This window comes from Nocardia grenadensis NBRC 108939 (genome assembly GCF_001613445.1).
Lineage (GTDB): Bacteria > Actinomycetota > Actinomycetes > Mycobacteriales > Mycobacteriaceae > Nocardia > Nocardia grenadensis.
In genome coordinates this window covers 143,608-160,049 of record NZ_BDCJ01000010.1, presented here as the reverse complement: position 1 = coordinate 160,049, position 16,442 = coordinate 143,608, and the positions used below count along the sequence as shown (strand labels likewise).

The following is a 16,442-nucleotide window of genomic DNA, read 5'->3' as shown; positions in this document are numbered from 1 at the left end:
TCCTTCGGCACGTCGTGCTTCGCAGGTGCAGTAGTGTATCGGAGACGTACCGTCCGGGACGGACATTGCCGGAAACCTCGGATGACCTTACTGTGTAAGGATGAGCAGCGTTGCTTATTCCGGCCACGCCGGAGCAGAATTTCGGCGGCTGACGTCCGCGTTCAACCGGGTCTACGGGGGCCGGAAGGGCGTAGGCGCGGCGCTGGCGGTGTATCGGCACGGGGAACCGATTCTCGATATCTGGACAGGGGAGTCCGCGCCGGGCCGGCCCTGGACCCGGGATACCGGCGCGGTGGTGTTCTCGGCGACCAAGGGCATCGCGGCCACGGTTGTGCATCGGCTCGCCGATCGCGGTCTCATCGATTACGACGCCCCGGTCTGCGAATACTGGTCCGCGTTCGGTTGTAACAACAAGGACAAGATCACCGTCCGGCAGGTACTCACCCATTCGGCCGGTCTGTCCGGTGTCGGCGCGCTGGCGGCGCAGGGCGCCGAACTGCTCGACCACGACCTCATGGCCGAACGGCTGGCCGCCGCCACCCCGGACCGGCTGCTCGGCGTGCCCGCCTATCACGCGATGACCTTCGGCTGGCTGCTCGCCGGACTGGCCCGGGAGGTCACCGGCGTCAGTATGAAGGAACTGTTCCAGCGCGAGGTCGCGCTCCCGCTGGGCATCGACGGTGTGCACCTGGGCCGCCCGCCCGCGGGTTCGGTCACCGTGGCGGCCGAAAGCTTCGGTGCGGGTTTCTCCTTCGCCGGCACCCCGCGCGGTTCCCGGCTGGTCACCCTGCTGCAGGCCATTCCCGGTGCGCTCGGGGTCAGCAGCCGCTCCCTGTTCATTCCCGGTGCCGAGGCCATCCTGACCGGCCCGAACCCGCCGCTGCTGGATAGCGAGATGCCGGCCGCCAACGGTGTGTGCAGTGCCAACGGCCTGGCCGCGGTGTACGAACCACTGGCCTGCAACGGGCTCGCCGGTGGCCGACGGTACCTGTCCGGCGCCACCGTACAGGCGATCCGCCGGATCGAACGGTTCCGGCCGGATACCGGGTTGTTCCTCTACATGGGACCCCTGTGGCATCTCGGGTATCACGCCATGCCCACCCTGGGCGCACCCCGCGGGTTCGGTCATATCGGCCTGGGCGGATCGTTCGGCTGGGCGGACCCGGACAGCGGTATCTCGCTCGGGTTCGCGCACAATCGCCTGGCGATGGAGACCCTGGCCGTGGATCAGTCCGCGTTCGCCTGGCTGCTGCCCCTGGTCATGTCCGGCGCGCGCACGGCCGCCCGGATCGGCCGCGGCGCACCCCGGGAGGCCGCGGCCTGATCGCTCAGGTCAGATAGCGGTAGGCCGGGGAGCCCGGTTCGAGCCGTTCGCACTGGATCGGGGAATGGGCGATCCGGTCCAGCAGTGGTTGCAGGCCGGTACGTTCGCCCAGTTCGACACCGACCAGCGCGGCACCGGTTTCCCGGTTGTTGCGTTTGACGTATTCGAACAGGGTGATGTCGTCGTCGGGGCCCAGTACTTCGTCGAGGAACCGGCGCAGCGCTCCCGGTTCCTGCGGGAAGTCCACCAGGAAATAGTGCTTGAGCCCCTGGTGCACCAGGGAACGTTCGATGACCTCTCCGTACCGGGACACATCGTTGTTCCCGCCCGAGACCACGCAGACCACGGTGGACCCGGGTTCCGGGGGCGAATCCAGCAGCCCGGTGACCGCCAGCGCGCCCGCGGGCTCGGCGATGATCCCCTCGCTCTGGTACAGGTCCAGCATGGCGGTGCAGATAGCTCCCTCGTCCACCCGCAGCAGCCGGAAGGAGCCGGCGCCGCCGGGGGGTTCGGTCGAGATGAGCAGCGGCAGCGAGCCGTGCGAGACCACTCGCCCGCCGAACCCGGCCACGGCCTCGTAGGGGACCCGGCCGACCCGGCGGACCGCGGCGCCGTCGACGAACGGATCGATCTCGGGCAGGGTCACCGGCCCGCCCGCGACCAGTGCCGCGGTCATCGAGGCGGCGCCGGCGGGCTCGACCGCGAGGATCGCCGTCTCCGGGGTTCGTTCCCGCAGATAGGTGCCGATACCGGCGAGGCAGCCGCCGCCGCCGACCGGGATCACCACCAGATCCGGCGCGGCTGGAAGCTGATCGAGGATCTCGGCGGCGATGGTGCCCTGCCCGGCAGCGGTCCGGGTGTCGTCGAACGGGGGCACCATGGTGGCGCCGGTACGCCGGACATCGTCGGCGGCCGCGGCGGCCGCGGCGTCGAAGGTTTCACCGACGGCGATCAGTTCGACGAATTCGCCACCGTGCACCCGGATCCGGTCGCGCTTCTGTTTGGGCGTGGTGGTGGGAACGTAGATGCGGCCGGTGATACCCATGGCCCGGCAGGCGAATGCCACGCCCTGGGCATGGTTACCGGCGCTCGCCGCGACCACACCCGCCGCGCGCTCGGCGTCGCTGAGCTGGACCACCAGGTTGTACGCGCCGCGCAGCTTGTAGGAGCGGACGACGGTGAGATCCTCGCGTTTGAGGTACACCTGGGCGCCGGTCAGCTGCGACAGCCGCGGGCACAGTTGTAGGGGAGTGGGCTCGATAATGTCGGCGATGCGTTTGGCTGCGGCGTCGATCTCGTCCGCGGTCAGCGCGGGACGGGCTTCTGGCAGGTGAGTGAGCACATCGGACACCCGGTCCATGCTGCCACCCGCCGCGGCCCGAGCGCGCGGCGGGTGGCCGTGTCCTGCGCTTTCGTTCATCTGGACAGCGTGTTACCGGCCTGCCGGAACCACGCCCGAACCGGATCCGTCAGCGCGGGGTCAGGACGAAGACCGGGATCTGGCGATCGGTCTGGAGCTGATAGTCGGCGTAGGGCGGATAGGCGGCGACCGCCCGCGCCCACCAGAGCGCCTTCTCCTCGCCGAACACCTCGCGGGCGGTGTAGTCCTTGGTGGTGGTGCCGTCCTGCAGTTCCACGTGGGGTTCGGCGACCACATTGTGGTACCAGACCGGATGCTTGGGCGCGCCGCCCAGCGAAGCGACGACCGCGTACTCGCCGTCGTGTTCGACCCGCATGAGCGCGGTCTTGCGAAGTTTGCCGGTCTTGTTGCCGACGGTCGTCAGCACCACCACCGGCATGCCCCGCATGGTGGTGCCCTCGGTACCGCCGGAGTTCTCGATCTTCTCGGCCTGCTCACGGGCCCAGTCGGAGGTGGACGGTGCGTACTCTCCAGTCAATGGCATACCGGGGAAAACGTCCCGTACGGGCCCGCTTGTTCCCCGGGTGGTTGGACCTGGCCGGACAGGGTCCGTGGGGCCGCCCACTCCGGACGGCGGAGTGTGTGGGCCGGAAGACAAAAGTTCGATGGACCGAACACCACCGCCACGGGTAGCCTGATCATATGACCGCATCCCATCTCACTTCCCCGCGTGCTGCCGTCCGCGGCTCGGCGGTTGTCGATATCGCGGGGTCGCGCTGGCCGGTGTACAAGCTGGAGGCGCTGGTCGTGGGGCTGCTGGTGTTCTTGGTGGCGGCGGTCGTCCTGGGGTCGGCGCAGACCGGGGTGCTGCTGGGGGCGGCGGTGGGTGCTCTGCTGTGGTCCGCCGGATGGTGGCGCTCGGTGCGTCGATAGGCGCCGAGGCCGTGCCGCGCCGGGCGCGACAACACTCACGCGGTTCCGCCGCGTACTAGTCTGGGTCGAGTTGAACACACGTCCACTTGGTTCCGGATCGGATATCCGGGTCCCCGAGGTACACGCGAGCCGATTCATGACCGATCGAGTACATGCCTTCACCGACGACGCGCTGGGCGAACACGATGCGGTGGCGCTCGCCGCCCTGGTCCGCGCCGGTGTGGCGAGCCCGGAGGAACTGGCCCGCGCGGCCTCGGCCCGGGCCGAGGTGGTGAATCCGCGGCTGAACGCGATCGCCTACCGGTGCCCGGAGCCGCGACCGGCCGCCGCCGGAGACGGCGTGTGGTATGGGGTGCCGGCCTTCGTCAAGGACAATGCCGATATGGCCGGGCTGCCGAGTCGCCACGGCAGCGCCGCGATCACGGCGCATCCCGCCGGTAAGGACGACCGGTTCACCGCGCAACTGCTGAGTACGGGGGTGACGATCCTGGGCAAGACCACCATGCCCGAATTCGGCTTCACCTCCACCACCGAGTTCGAGCACGGTGACCCGACCCGCAACCCGTGGAACACCGGGTACACCGTCGGCGGTTCCTCGGGTGGATCGGCCGCCCTGGTGGCGGCGGGTGTGGTGCCGGTGGCGCACGGTAACGACGGGGGCGGATCATTGCGTATCCCGGCGGCCTGCGCCGGTCTGGTCTCGCTGAAACCCAGCCGGTTCCGGCATCTGGACAACGCCCAGGCGCGGCAGCTGCCGATCAAACTCGTCTCCGAGGGTGTGCTGTCCCGGTCGATGCGCGATCAGTCGGCCTATCACGCCGCCGCCGAAACCTATTGGCGCAATCCGAAACTCCCACCCATCGGCAGCGTCGAGGGGCCCGCCACCCGGAAACTGCGGATCGGCCTGTTGACCACGGCGTGCAACGGCCTGGAACCCGACGCCGAGACCCTGGCCGCCGTGACCGCGACCGCCGGGATCCTGGAGAGCGCGGGACATACCATCGAGCCGATACCCTCGCCGGTCTCGGCGGAACTCGTCGCCGATTTCCTGCAGTACTGGGGGTTCCTGGCGCAGATGTCGGGGGTCACCGGAAAGCTGAGTCACGGCCGTTCCTTCGACGCCGCCCGGCTGGAGACCTTCACCAAGGGACTGGCCGCCGCCTTCCGCCGGCGGCTGTTCGCCACCCCGGGTGCGCTGTACCGGCTGAACCGGGCCCGCGCCGACTACGACGCGGTACTCACCCGCTACGACGCCGTGCTCTCGCCGGTGCTCACCCACACCACACCGGAGATCGGATACCTGAATCCGGGGGTGCCGTTCGCCGAGTCGATCGAGCGGGTTACGAACTTCGTCGGCTACACACCGATCAACAATGTCACCGGGTCGCCGTCCCTGGCCGTTCCGGCCGGGCTCACCGCGGCCGGGCTGCCGGTCGGGGTCATGCTCAGCGGGCCCTACGGCGGCGAACGCACCTTGCTGGAACTGGGTTTCCTGCTGGAAGCGCAGGCGCCGTTCCCCCGGATCGATGCCGCGGCGACCGGGTCCTGACGGCGGCACGGTCAGCGGACCAGCAGCGCGACCGGAAGCCGGGCGAACAGTTTCTCCGTGCGGGCCCGGTTCTGGAACGTATGCCCGGTGAGGCGGTCGGTCCACGATCCGCCCGAGAGTTCGATATAGGTATCGCCCCAGCCGGTTTCCCCGATCGCGACACTGTGCCGGGTGACGGCCACGATGATCTCCGGGTCGGCGTCGACCCGGCCCCGGGCGTAGGCGACGAGTTTGTCGGCGTGCTCACCGTGCCCGAACACCGGGGTGTAGGTGCCGCCGACGAAACATTCCGGACGTTCCCGCCGCAACCACAGCGCGTAGGCGACCAGCCACATCTTGGCGGCGCCCGTGATATCCAGCGGCGGTGTCGTGGTGAGGGTGTGCAGCATCCCGCCCCGGGATCCGAAATCGACCGGGCGGCGGTTGTCGGGGTCGACCAGCGAATCCTCCCAGACCTCACACCCCTGGTAGATATCGGGAATTCCCGGCGCGCACAGCTGTAGCAGTTTCTGCGCCAGCGAATCCGACCAGGCGTGCGGGGCCAGATCGTGGGCGAGATCGGTGAGCTGGCGGCCGACCGGCCCGTCGATCACCTGATCGAGCCAGGCGTGGACCGCGTTCTCGAAGTCGGCATCGGGTTCCTCCCAGGAGGTGTGCTCCCCGGATTCGCGCATCGCCTTCTCGGCGAACCGGTGCACCCGGTCGCGCAGACCCGGGACCGAGGGCGCCGGCCGTCCATCGGCCGGCCACATCCCGAACATGTTCTGTAACAGGAACAGTGCGGTGGCCCCGTCGGGCGGGGGAAGCTTCTCGAGCCACAGGGTGACCGCGCGGGCCCACATCCGGGGGACCTGGGACAGCACCCCGATCCGGGCCCGCACATCCTCGCCGCGTTTGGTGTCGTGGGTGGACAGGGTGGTCATCGACGCGGGCCACCGGCGGGCGCGCGAGGCGTTGGCGAGATGGAATTCGTTGACGCTGCGGCCGAAACGTGCCGGGTTACCGCCGATCTCCTGTAGTGCCACCAGCCGGACCGCGCGGTAGAAGAGGATATCCTCCACGGCTTTCGCGCCGATCGCGGTGCTCACCTGATGGAACCGGGTGAACGCGGTACCGCCGGCGATCAGCGCGCTCACCAGGACCGCCAGTGGCGCCCGTAGTTCCGCGTTGCGTTTCTCCACCTCGGCGATCACGGCGCTGACCATCCCGGACAACGGGGTGTAGTCGGCCCGGGCGACGGGCAGGAAGGACAGCACCTCGATGGTGGCATTCGTGAGCGCCATGGTGTCGAAATCGTCGGCGCCCGCGTCGGCTTTGATGGCCGCGACCAGGCGGCGCATCTCGGGCGCCAGGATGCTCTCCGCGACCGCGCGCTTGATGCGGTGTTCCTTCTCGCCGACCCACACCCGATCGCTGCCGTGCCCGGTGATGTGGCGGGACAACTCGGTGAGGATCTGTTCCCCGGCCGGTTCGAGCAGCACCCCGCCGAAATCGGCGATGCTGTCGTAGCCGGTGGTCCCGTCGATCGGCAGGGTGGGGTCGAGGGGTTCCCGGTTGGCGAGGGTCTTCTCCACCAGCAGCAGCCGGGTGGGTCCGATCAGCTGCCGTAGGCGCTGGAGGTATCCGGCCGGGTTGGCGAGGCCGTCGACATGATCGACCCGGACACCGTCGATCAGATCGTGTTCGCACCAGGCCGCGAGCTCGCGATGGGTGGCCTCGAATACCACCGGGTCCTCCTGGCGCAGCGCCGCCAGGCCGCTGATCGACAGGAACCGGCGATATCCGCAGATCCCGGATTTCCAGCTGACCAGCCGGTAGTGCTGTTTGTCGTGGATCCGCAGTGCGTTGTCGCCGTCGGTGCCGGGCGCGATGGGGAAACGGAGTTCGTGGAGGGCGAGTAGCGGTTCGGGGCCGGACCGGTCGACGGTGAGGGCGGCCGGATCGTTCGCGCCGCGCAGGACCGGTAGCGCCAGCCGCCCGCCCACACCGTTGCCCGGACTCCAGTCGATATCGAAGAACGACGCGAATTGCGAGGTGCGACCGTACTGCAGCACATGCCACCACCACATGTTCTGCTGCGGATCGGCGACCCCCACATGGTTGGGCACCAGGTCCATGATCAGGCCCATCCCACGGTTGTGCACCTCGTCGGCGAGTGCCTTGAGTCCCAGCGGGCCGCCCAGCGCGGCGGAGACGGTGGTGGGATCGGTGACGTCGTAGCCGTGGGTGGAGCCTCGCGCGGCCGTCATCACCGGGGAGAGGTAGATATGCGAGACACCCAGTTGCTGGAGGTATTCCGCGATGGCCGCGGCCTGGGCGAAGACGAGTCCGTCCGGGCGCAGCTGAAGCCGATAGGTGCTGCGGACCGGAGTGGCGCGCGGGTTGCGGCGGAAGCTCGGCGGGTCTGCGGGCATACGGTTCTCGGTCGGGTCCTGAGGAGCGCGGCGGGTGGAAAGCGCCGGAGCCGGCCGGCGCGCGGGTGCTGGGAACGGCCGGAATCAGCGTGGATGCTCGGCGTCGCCCGATGGCCGGATACCACGCGGATACACCACCGGCGGTGTCACTTCCTCGATCAGCGAGTCGGACGCGTCCATGGATATGACCCTAGCGTCATTTCGGCGCGCGGATGCCGGGGGTCACTGGCCGATTGCTCGGCCCCGGTCGGCCGGGCCGGTCCAGCGGCGTGCGTAACCGGTTCGCCGGGCGATTGCGGCGAGGCCGCCCAGGACCGCGCGCTGGAGCCAGGCCGGGATTCCGGCGAGGTAGCCGTCCTGTAGTTCCCAGAGCAGGGCGAGTGCCAGCGGATTGCGTGGGACGCCGGAGCGGGTGGTCGCGCCCGCTCGGTCCAGGGCGCTCCACAGTGCGAACATCTCCAGATGTCGCAGCGGTGGGCGGATCTCGTGGTCGAGCACCGTATCGGGCGCGACACTCCGGAATTCGTGGACGGTGCGGGCCGGCGCGCGCACGGTATCGCCGGGGCCGGCCGTGAGTTCGCGGCCGTCGACGCGGAAGCCGAGCGAGCCGCGCCGCACCGTCCAGCTCTCGCCGATCACGGGGTGCCAGTGCGGGCCCGCCTGCCGGCCGGGGGTGGGGAGTTCGTGACGCAACCGCAGATAGGGGCCGTGTGCGTCGGTGCCCTCGTCGACCACGGTGACGCGGTGACCGTTGCGAAAGGAGATGACCCGATCCGACATGCCTCTATTAGAAAGGTTACCTTTGTAATATGTCAACGACCCCGTCGCTGCTGAAACTCCTCACACTGGCCGCCCGGGCCGTCGAAACGGAACTGAACGCCGAACTGCGGCCGCGGCTGGCCGCGGAGTTGCGCCCCGCGCACTACGCGGTCTTCCGGTATCTGGATCCGGCGGGATCGCGGGTGGGGGAATTGGCGGAAGCCGCCGGGATGACCCAGCAGTCGATGGGCGAACTGGTGAGCCAGTTGGAGCTGGCCGGGCTGGTTCGCCGGGAAATCGATCCGCAGGACCGGCGGGCCCGGCGCGTGGTCTGCACCGGGACCGGGCTCGCCGCGCTCGAACTGGCCGGGGAGCGGATCGCGCGGATCGAGGATCGGATACGGGCGGATGTGGGGGAGGACGGGGCGCTGGAGCTGCGGCGGCTGCTGGCCCGGGTGGCGGCGGTGCTGGACGGGGCGGGGTGACGAGCGAGGTAGGCGGGACGGCCTGGTGTCCGGCGGCGGCTCCTCCGGCGGTGCCGATATCCCCGCGGCTGCGCGTCGGGGGCCTGCTGTGGCTCCGCTATGTCCGGGGTTGGTAACTTGAACGGCGTTCAAGGTTTCGTGTGGCCGAACGCGGTCGCGCTACGACGTGGAGGATCGCCGTGCTCGACGCCCCCGCCGGACTCACCGCCGCGCAGATCTCCGACCTCGACGCGCGCCATGTATGGCATCCCTACGGCGGCTTTCCGCCCTCCACCGAACCACTGGTCGTCACCGAGGCCGCGGGAACCCGGCTGACGCTGGCCGACGGCCGCGAACTGGTGGACGGAATGAGTTCATGGTGGGCCGCAGTACACGGCTACCGTCACCCGGTCCTCGACGACGCGCTGGTGGCGCAGTCGCGCCGGATGAGCCATGTGATGTTCGGTGGGCTCACCCATGAACCGGCGGCCCGATTGTGCGAACTGCTGGTGCGGCACACCCCCGACGGGCTGGACCGGGTGTTCCTCTGCGATTCCGGTTCGGTCTCGGTGGAGGTCGCGGTGAAGATGTGCCTGCAGTATTGGCGATCGGTGGGGCGCCCGGCGAAGCGCCGGCTGCTGACCTGGCGCGGGGGATACCACGGCGACACCTTCACACCGATGAGTGTGTGCGATCCGGAGGGCGGGATGCACGCGCTGTGGACCGATGTCCTGGCCGAACAGCTCTTCGTCTCCGCGCCACCCCGGGACTACCGCGACGATTATGTGCGGGAGCTGGAACGAGCCGTCGCCCGGCACGCGTCCGAGCTGGCCGCGATCGTGGTGGAACCGGTGGTCCAAGGGGCGGGCGGGATGCGCTGGCACGATCCCCGCTACCTGGCCGACCTGCGCCGGCTGTGCGACGAGCACGGGGTCCTGCTGGTGTTCGACGAGATCGCCACCGGATTCGGGCGGACCGGCACATTCTTCGCCGCCGAGCAGGCGCGGGTCGCACCGGATGTCCTGTGTGTGGGCAAAGCGCTCACGGGCGGGTACCTGACCCTCGCCGCCGCACTGTGCACGAGCGAGATCGCCGAATCCGTCAGCGCCGCGCACGGCGGACTCATGCACGGCCCGACGTTCATGGGCAACCCGCTGGCCTGTGCCGTCGCGGTCGCGTCGGTGGAACTGCTGCTCGCGCGCGACTGGCAGGCCGAGGTGGCCCGGCTCGGCGCCGGCCTGCGTGCGGGGCTGGCCCCGGCGCGGGCGCTGCCAGGAGTGACCGAGGTACGGGTGCTGGGCGGTATCGGAGTGATCGAGCTGGATCGGCCGGTGGATATGCGCGCGGCCACCGCGGCCGCCGTCGCCGCGGGCGCCTGGATCCGGCCGTTCCGCAACCTGATCTACGCGATGCCGCCATACATCAGCGACGACGCCGATATCGCGACCGTCACCGCCGCCATGGTCGCGGCGGCCCGCGCGGATTCCTGAACCGGCACCGGCCTCGGTGGCGAGATGCCACCGAGGCCGGGTCGCGGCGGTGTCGGTCGGATCAGTACGGGGCCGCGGGGCCGGAATCGGTCCGGTAGGCACCGTTTTCGGCGAATGCCCGGGCATAGCGGGTGCCGGCGATGAGCAACAGCACCCCGACCACCAGGAACGCGGTCACCCGGACGAGGCCGCCGAGCGTGGCCAGATCGAACAGGAACAACTTCGCCAGTGCCGCGGCCGTCACCAGCAGCCCGGAGCCGAGAGCGACCTTGGCCGCCGTCGGCGTTCCCCCGCTCAGCCGGCGCAGCCCGTACAGCAGGGCGGCCAGCGCACCGGCCATCCAGACGATGGTGGCGATACTGTGGCCGATCACGAAACCGTCGGCGAAACCGGAGATCACCCCGAGGGATACGGTCGTGGCGGTCACCAGATAGAGGGCCGCGACGCTGCCGCCGACCCACAGCAGAGTGGCGCGGGAGTCGGTGGCTCCGCCGGGATTCCGCGGCGCGGTGAACCGGCCCGAACCCCACAGCGCGACCGCGACCACGCCGAGCCCGGCGATCGCCGAGGCCGCGGTCCCGGCCGAGAGTCCGCCTACGGCGATCCGTTCGGTGGACAGGGTGTTCGGTCCGGCGACCGCCAGGAAAGCGAGCCCGCCGAGGGCGGCGTACCCGGCGCCCAGCGCCGCCGCGACCCGGTTACGGGTGCGGCCCGCGATCGCCAGATAGCAGGCGGCCACGAGGAACAGGCCCAGGGCCAGTGTCGATTCGGTGGTCACGCCCCAGAGGGTTTCCAGTAGCGCGAACGAACCGGCGACGGCAGCGACGGTCGCGGTATGGCCGGGTACGCGGACGATATCGCGCACCTTCGGCAGCAACACGGTCGCGGCGAGCGCCAGCAGGACGACGGCGTAGCTCGACGAGATCGCGGTGGCGGCCGGTCGGTCGAACAGAGCGGACGCGGCGAGCAACGGAGTGGTGGCCAGCGCACAGGTCAGGGTGGCCACGATATCGCCGGGGCGGTGCCGGACCACGACGACGGTGCCCACCAGGCCCACCGCGGCGACCGCGGCAGCGGCCACGAGTACCAGCACCTTCCGTCCGGGATCGTCGGTGCCGATCGCCACGGCGACGACGGCGATCTGGGTGGCGAGTACGGCCGGGACCGTGCGCACCAGATGCAGGAACGGCCAGTCGTATCGGTACTGCACCGGCACACACGCCAGTTGCAGCACGATCAGGAACGCGAGCAGCGACAGCTCGGTACTGACGAACGGGGCCAGGACCGCGGCACCCGCGACGACGAGAACCGCCAGGGCCTGGGAACGCCACTGCACCGCCAGGCCCACCCCGGCCGCGGCGACACCCAGTGCGACGGCGAAGCCCGGTACCGGGTGCAGCCAGCCGTAGATCGTGGTCGTCGCGATCACATCCAGATAGGCGCCGGCGAAACCGGTGGCGGCCAGCGCGACTCCGCCGACCCGGCCGCCGGTGCGCCGGTACACCCGCATCCCGGCGCCGACCAGGGCCGCCGAGAACACTGCCCCGGCGACGACCCGGGGGACCGGACCGAAGATATCGGCCTGGGCGGCCAGCACCAGCAGCATCACGACACCGATCAGGGTCACCGCCACCCCTGCCACCGCGAGCAACCGGCTGATCACGCCTTCACGTTGCCACCATGGTGTGCGGGGCGCAGCTGAACGGGCGGGGCCGCGATGAGGGGGCCCCGGTGGGGCGGGCGGGCGACCTCGATACACGGGATACGCGGCCGGGTATCCGCTGTGCAGTGGCGCGGCCGGCCGAGGCTGCCGGCGGGCGGCGTGCGCCGGGGCGCCCCAGAGGTGGTCGGGGCTCCCCTGCGCCCGGTTTCCCGGTCGGTCCGTGGCCACGGCCGGTGCTGTCGGGTATCCGGGGTTTTCCGTCCCCGGGGCCGCTGGAGTCGCGGTTCCCGGGACGGGCCCGGCGGGCCGGGACATCGCATCGGTGGTGGCTGCCGCATCCGATTGTGCCCGGGTCTCTGCCCGGACATGCTGGTGCAACACCTCCAGATCATGGCCGAGGGAGCTCAGCCGATCGCCGAGCGCGCTGAAATTTTCGGCGGTCGTGATGAACTCGCCGGACAGGCGAGAGATGAATGCCGGATCCATCGAAGTCGTCATGATTCGATGGTGGGTCGTGGACGAGTCGGGTGGATGAGTAGGACTACTCGGATCGATGCTGTCGGCTACTCGAGTTCCGGTGATTCGTTCCGGTGGAGGTTTCGAGCCCGCGCGTAGTCGGCGAGCAACTTGGAATCGCGCACCCGTCCGCTGTCGTACAGGTCGCCGAATCGGGAACGATAGGATCGGAACCAGTGCGGGTCGTCGGCCAGGAACAGGATGTCGTGTACCGCCATTCGCCGTACGACGAATACCGGCACAGGTGCGCGATCGACCGGGAAGGTTTTGTTTCGGACCGCGGGCGCGCAGCATTCCGGATGAAACTGACCGAGCATCAGGCCGGCTTCCACGATTTGCCGTTTGACCCGCCGGTGTATCTCGTCGACCAGCGGCCATTGGTGTTCGGGCATGGTCGGTAGCGCGACGACGACCGCCTGCCGATTGGGTTCGGAGACGACCCACTCGGTCGATTCGAAGGTGGCGACGGCGTCCTCGATAATACGGGCCAGCTCGTCTGCCCCGTAGGCCGGTTCCCAGGCCGCGGTGCGGACGACAACGCCTCCCGCGCGCAACGCCGGCTCGACGAACGGGCAGATAGCACCCGGACGGCCCAAGTCGTCGTGCGGGCGTCCGATGTAGTCGGTGAGCCACTGCGACAGTTGATCCGCAACTGTCGCGTCGAGTCCGGTCACAGCACGGCTCGCGTTCCGCGAATCGACGATATCGCGAACCAGTTCGTCGACGACCGCCTTGCGCACATGTGGCACGGTGACGATATGGGCGCGGTCGCCTTCTGTGGCCAGATGGTACTTCCGGCAGATCCAGTCGACCGGACGGTCGAACACCACGACGATCGATTCCGGGTGCAGGACCGGGTGTTGTCCGGCGTCCTCGAGTTTGGTTGCGGTGTAGGACGCGGTCTCCAGCGCGGTACGAGCATTGTGCTCGAGCCCGGCCACCCCTTTGGATGCCAGGGAGTACCACAGCAGCGCGCTGGCCAGCCCGCTGCGAGAACAGCCGAGTGTGGCATCGGTGGCGCCGACGTACTCGCCTTCCACACGGGAATCGACCAGGCCGGACCGGCACATGGCCACTGCACACGGCACGGGCATCCCCAGCATTTTGTGCATGCTCACCGAGATACTGCCGACCTCGTCCCGGAGGAATCCCCATGTTCGCCGATGCTCGGTGAAGGGCGCCAGTAGCCCACCGAGAGCAGCGTCGAGATGGACGTAGACCTGACCGGCCGGGGCCGCGGCCCGAATGATCGCGTCGATATCGTCGATCGCGCCGGCCATGGTCGTACCGATGGTCGCCACGACCACCGCGCCGCGTCCTGCCTCGCCTCGGCAGGCTGCGGCGAGCGCATCGGCATCCATCCGACCGGTGCTGTCGCAGTCGACGACCACGAGTTCTTTGCGCATGAGCCGCGCGTTCTTACGAATCGAGTAATGCGCGTCCCGACTGCAGAAGATCTTGGCCTCGGGCAACCTCGTGCACCCACGATCCAAACCGAACTGATTGGCCTCACTCCCACCGGCCGCCACATAGCCATAGATCTGCTCAGGTTTCGCATTGGCCAGTCCGGCCATGAAGTCGATGACCGCGCGTTCCATCATCTTGGCGCCGACATCCGACTTATCCGCACTGCCCGGATCCCCGACATTGTTGGCGAATATATCGAGCAGACCGGACAGCCGCCCGAACCCGAAATCGAGATTGCCGGGAAAGCCCAGTACGTAGGGCTCCTCGCGGCGCATACCGGAGATGTACTCGTCGAGATGCGCCAGCAACTCCTGTGCTGGGCGGGGACCGTGATCGATCGAGTGTCGGTCCGCCGTCGAAAGGATCACGTCTACCGCCTAGTCCACGATTCGGGCGGCGCGACTATCCGGTCGCTACGCCCAACCAGATTTGCTGCTCAGCTAACACTGGCTCGGCCTACTCCGCCCCTCGCGGCACCTCCCGCTGCTGGCGATAGCGGTGTCGAGGACGCCGAATGCAGGAAGGCTGCCGCCGGCCATGTCTTCCTCTGCACCGGCAGGTGCGCGGCGTGCTCAGTCGAGGCCTTGCTCGATGACATAGCGGGTCAATTCGACCCGGTTGGCGAGCTGTAGTTTGCGCAGGGTGGCCTGCACATGGTTCTCGACTGTGCGATGGCTCAGGTCCAACCGGGTCGCGATCTGCCTGGCGGACAGGCCTTTGGCGACCAGCCGCAGCACTTCGGTCTCCCGATCGGTCAGCGCGGGCCGGTGCGGTGCGCCGGGCTCGGCCGGGGCGGTGGCCATCCGGCGGTACTCGCCCAGGACCAGGCCGGCCAGCCCGGGAGTGAAGACCGCCTGTCCGGCGGCCGTCGCGTGGACCGCGGCGACCAGTTCGGCGGCCGACGCGCTCTTCACCAGATAGCCGGAGGCCCCGGCCTTCACCGCGTCCAGCACATCGTCGCGTTCGCCCGACGCCGAGAGCACCAGAACCCGGCTCTCCGGGGACACCCGTAACACCTCGGCGGTGGCCAGTGCCCCGTTGCCGTCGGGAAGTTGCATATCCATCAGCACCACCCGGGGCCGGGTGGCGGCGGCCCGGCGGGTGGCGGCCGCGGCGTCCTCGGCGGTGGCCGCCACCCGGAAACCGGCCTCGGTGAGATCGCGGGACACCCCTTCGCGCCAGATCGGGTGGTCGTCGACCACCATCACCGATATCGTCTCCGTCGCCGGTTCGCTCACGCCGCCGCTCCTTCCGCGTTCGCGTCGTCCTCATCCTGCCAGAGCCACGGTGCCCGCCGGTGTGCCGAACACGGGGGACCGGGTCAGCCGCGGGGGATACGGAACTCCCATTCCGTGCCTTCGCCGGTGGTGGCCGCGGTGAGTAGTTCGGCGGTGCCGCCCAGTGCCGCGACGCGGCCGGTGATCGATCGCGACACTCCCATCCGGCCCTCGTTCTCGGCCTCGGTGAGCCGACCGGGCGCGATCCCGGGCCCGTCGTCGCGCACACTCACGATCAGTTCCGCGCCGGTGTCCTCCAGTAGGACGAACGCCCGGGCCGCGGGACCCGCGTGCAACTCCACATTGGTAAGGGCGGCCGCGACGGCGGCGGCGATCTCCTCGGCGGTCCAGCGGCCGAGCCGCACCGGATCGCCGGGAGTCGAGACCACCACATCCGGCGCGGCGTAGGCGGTGAGCAGGGGACGCAGGTCGACGGTCGTCACGTCGCCGCCGGTCGCGGCGCCCTGTTCGGAGAGGAGCCGCCGCAGCGCGATCTCCTGCTCCTCGGCGCGCTCGGCCAGTTCGATGGCCGGGCCGCCGATCTCGGTGCCGCGCCGGGTGATGTAGGAGAGGATCTGCAGGACGCCGTCGTGTACCTGGCGCGCCAGCCGTTCCCGTTCCGCGGCGGCCGCGGTGAGCCGTACCGCCCGCTGGAGTTGTTCCTGGGCGCGCCGCGCCGTGTTCGCGGCCAGACCCAGCGCCAGGCCCACCGAGACCAGTACCGGTGCGGTGGCATCGGCCCAGACGTCCTGGCCCCATTGCTGCCGCATGGTGATGATGGTGGCCGCGACCACCAGCCCCGAGACGACTCCCGCGATGGGGCCGCGCAGAATGGCGGCCGAGATCACCGCGTTCGCCGACCACATGGTGGTGGGCAGCGGCTGATGTCCGTGGTACCAGTCGTAGTCGGCGACCAGCGGTGTCGCCGCGATCAGGCCGAGGACCACGAGATGGTCACCGGCGACCACGAGTGTGCGGATGCGCGCGGTCCGGGGGGTGTGCCATTGCGCGAGCAACAGTGCCGAAATCCCCGACCACAGCACCATGAGCGTGATGAAAACCCAGCTCAACCGCGGGTTCTCGTAGTACCGCACGGAGGCGATCTGCTGGCCCACCGCGTACAGCAGGGTGACCAGCCGGAAGGCCTGCACCGCCCGCCACAGCGGGGCGGTGGCGGCATCGGCGGGATCGGGTTCGCCGATCCGATGCGGGGGCATACGGTGCCT

General features: G+C 69.5%; 13 protein-coding genes. 5 read left to right on the top strand and 8 right to left on the bottom strand.

All coding sequences use genetic code 11. From position 1 onward, the window contains the following. Nucleotides 1-100 precede the first annotated feature (100 nt). Nucleotides 101-1,324 carry a serine hydrolase domain-containing protein gene (locus tag NGR01S_RS13030; RefSeq protein ID WP_063036463.1) on the top strand — a complete coding sequence of 408 codons (1,224 nt, stop codon included), beginning with the start codon at nt 101-103 and terminating at the stop codon, nt 1,322-1,324. 4 nt (nt 1,325-1,328) lie between these two features. Here NGR01S_RS13030 and ilvA read toward each other — a convergent pair whose 3' ends face one another. Further along, nucleotides 1,329-2,684: a threonine ammonia-lyase IlvA gene (gene ilvA / locus NGR01S_RS13025; RefSeq protein ID WP_063036461.1), complete on the bottom strand. Its 1,356-nt coding sequence runs from the start codon at nt 2,682-2,684 to the stop codon at nt 1,329-1,331. 109 nt (nt 2,685-2,793) lie between these two features. Then, entirely contained in the window at nt 2,794-3,228 is a 435-nt protein-coding gene (locus NGR01S_RS13020; RefSeq protein WP_063036459.1) for a nitroreductase family deazaflavin-dependent oxidoreductase, read from the bottom strand. A gap of 158 nt (nt 3,229-3,386) precedes the next feature. Here NGR01S_RS13020 and NGR01S_RS13015 point away from each other — a divergent pair, with 158 nt between their 5' ends. Next, on the top strand, nt 3,387-3,617 hold the full coding sequence (locus tag NGR01S_RS13015; RefSeq protein ID WP_063036457.1) for a hypothetical protein: 231 nt from the start codon (nt 3,387-3,389) through the stop codon (nt 3,615-3,617). Nucleotides 3,618-3,753: 136 nt separating this feature from the next. Then, entirely contained in the window at nt 3,754-5,166 is a 1,413-nt protein-coding gene (locus NGR01S_RS13010; protein WP_063036455.1) for an amidase, read from the top strand. A gap of 11 nt (nt 5,167-5,177) precedes the next feature. Here NGR01S_RS13010 and treY read toward each other — a convergent pair whose 3' ends face one another. Together treY and NGR01S_RS13000 are read right to left on the bottom strand one after the other, a co-directional pair. After that, nucleotides 5,178-7,580: a malto-oligosyltrehalose synthase gene (treY, locus tag NGR01S_RS13005; protein WP_063036452.1), complete on the bottom strand. Its 2,403-nt coding sequence runs from the start codon at nt 7,578-7,580 to the stop codon at nt 5,178-5,180. 222 nt (nt 7,581-7,802) lie between these two features. After that, nucleotides 7,803-8,360, bottom strand: a complete 558-nt coding sequence (locus NGR01S_RS13000; protein ID WP_063036450.1) for a cupin domain-containing protein — start codon at nt 8,358-8,360, stop codon at nt 7,803-7,805. Nucleotides 8,361-8,389: 29 nt separating this feature from the next. Between NGR01S_RS13000 and NGR01S_RS12995 the strand changes: the two genes are divergently transcribed. Both NGR01S_RS12995 and NGR01S_RS12990 read left to right on the top strand, forming a co-directional pair. After that, the gene (locus NGR01S_RS12995; protein WP_063036448.1) at nt 8,390-8,824 is read left to right on the top strand and encodes a MarR family winged helix-turn-helix transcriptional regulator; all 435 of its coding nucleotides are present in this window, start codon (nt 8,390-8,392) and stop codon (nt 8,822-8,824) included. A gap of 179 nt (nt 8,825-9,003) precedes the next feature. Continuing rightward, complete coding sequence (locus NGR01S_RS12990; RefSeq protein ID WP_063036447.1) at nt 9,004-10,293, top strand: adenosylmethionine--8-amino-7-oxononanoate transaminase; 1,290 nt, start codon at nt 9,004-9,006, stop codon at nt 10,291-10,293. A gap of 61 nt (nt 10,294-10,354) precedes the next feature. Here NGR01S_RS12990 and NGR01S_RS12985 read toward each other — a convergent pair whose 3' ends face one another. From NGR01S_RS12985 to macS, 4 genes are all read right to left on the bottom strand, one after another. Continuing rightward, on the bottom strand, nt 10,355-11,956 hold the full coding sequence (locus NGR01S_RS12985) for a DUF2339 domain-containing protein (protein WP_245664570.1): 1,602 nt from the start codon (nt 11,954-11,956) through the stop codon (nt 10,355-10,357). Nucleotides 11,957-12,519: 563 nt separating this feature from the next. Continuing rightward, nucleotides 12,520-14,247 carry an aminotransferase class I/II-fold pyridoxal phosphate-dependent enzyme gene (locus NGR01S_RS12980; protein WP_063036446.1) on the bottom strand — a complete coding sequence of 576 codons (1,728 nt, stop codon included), beginning with the start codon at nt 14,245-14,247 and terminating at the stop codon, nt 12,520-12,522. Nucleotides 14,248-14,511: 264 nt separating this feature from the next. After that, a complete protein-coding gene (locus NGR01S_RS12975; protein ID WP_373861421.1) occupies nt 14,512-15,144 on the bottom strand; it encodes a response regulator in 633 nt (210 codons plus the stop codon). Nucleotides 15,145-15,260: 116 nt separating this feature from the next. Then, nucleotides 15,261-16,433 carry a MacS family sensor histidine kinase gene (macS, locus tag NGR01S_RS12970; protein ID WP_063036444.1) on the bottom strand — a complete coding sequence of 391 codons (1,173 nt, stop codon included), beginning with the start codon at nt 16,431-16,433 and terminating at the stop codon, nt 15,261-15,263. Nucleotides 16,434-16,442 lie beyond the last annotated feature (9 nt).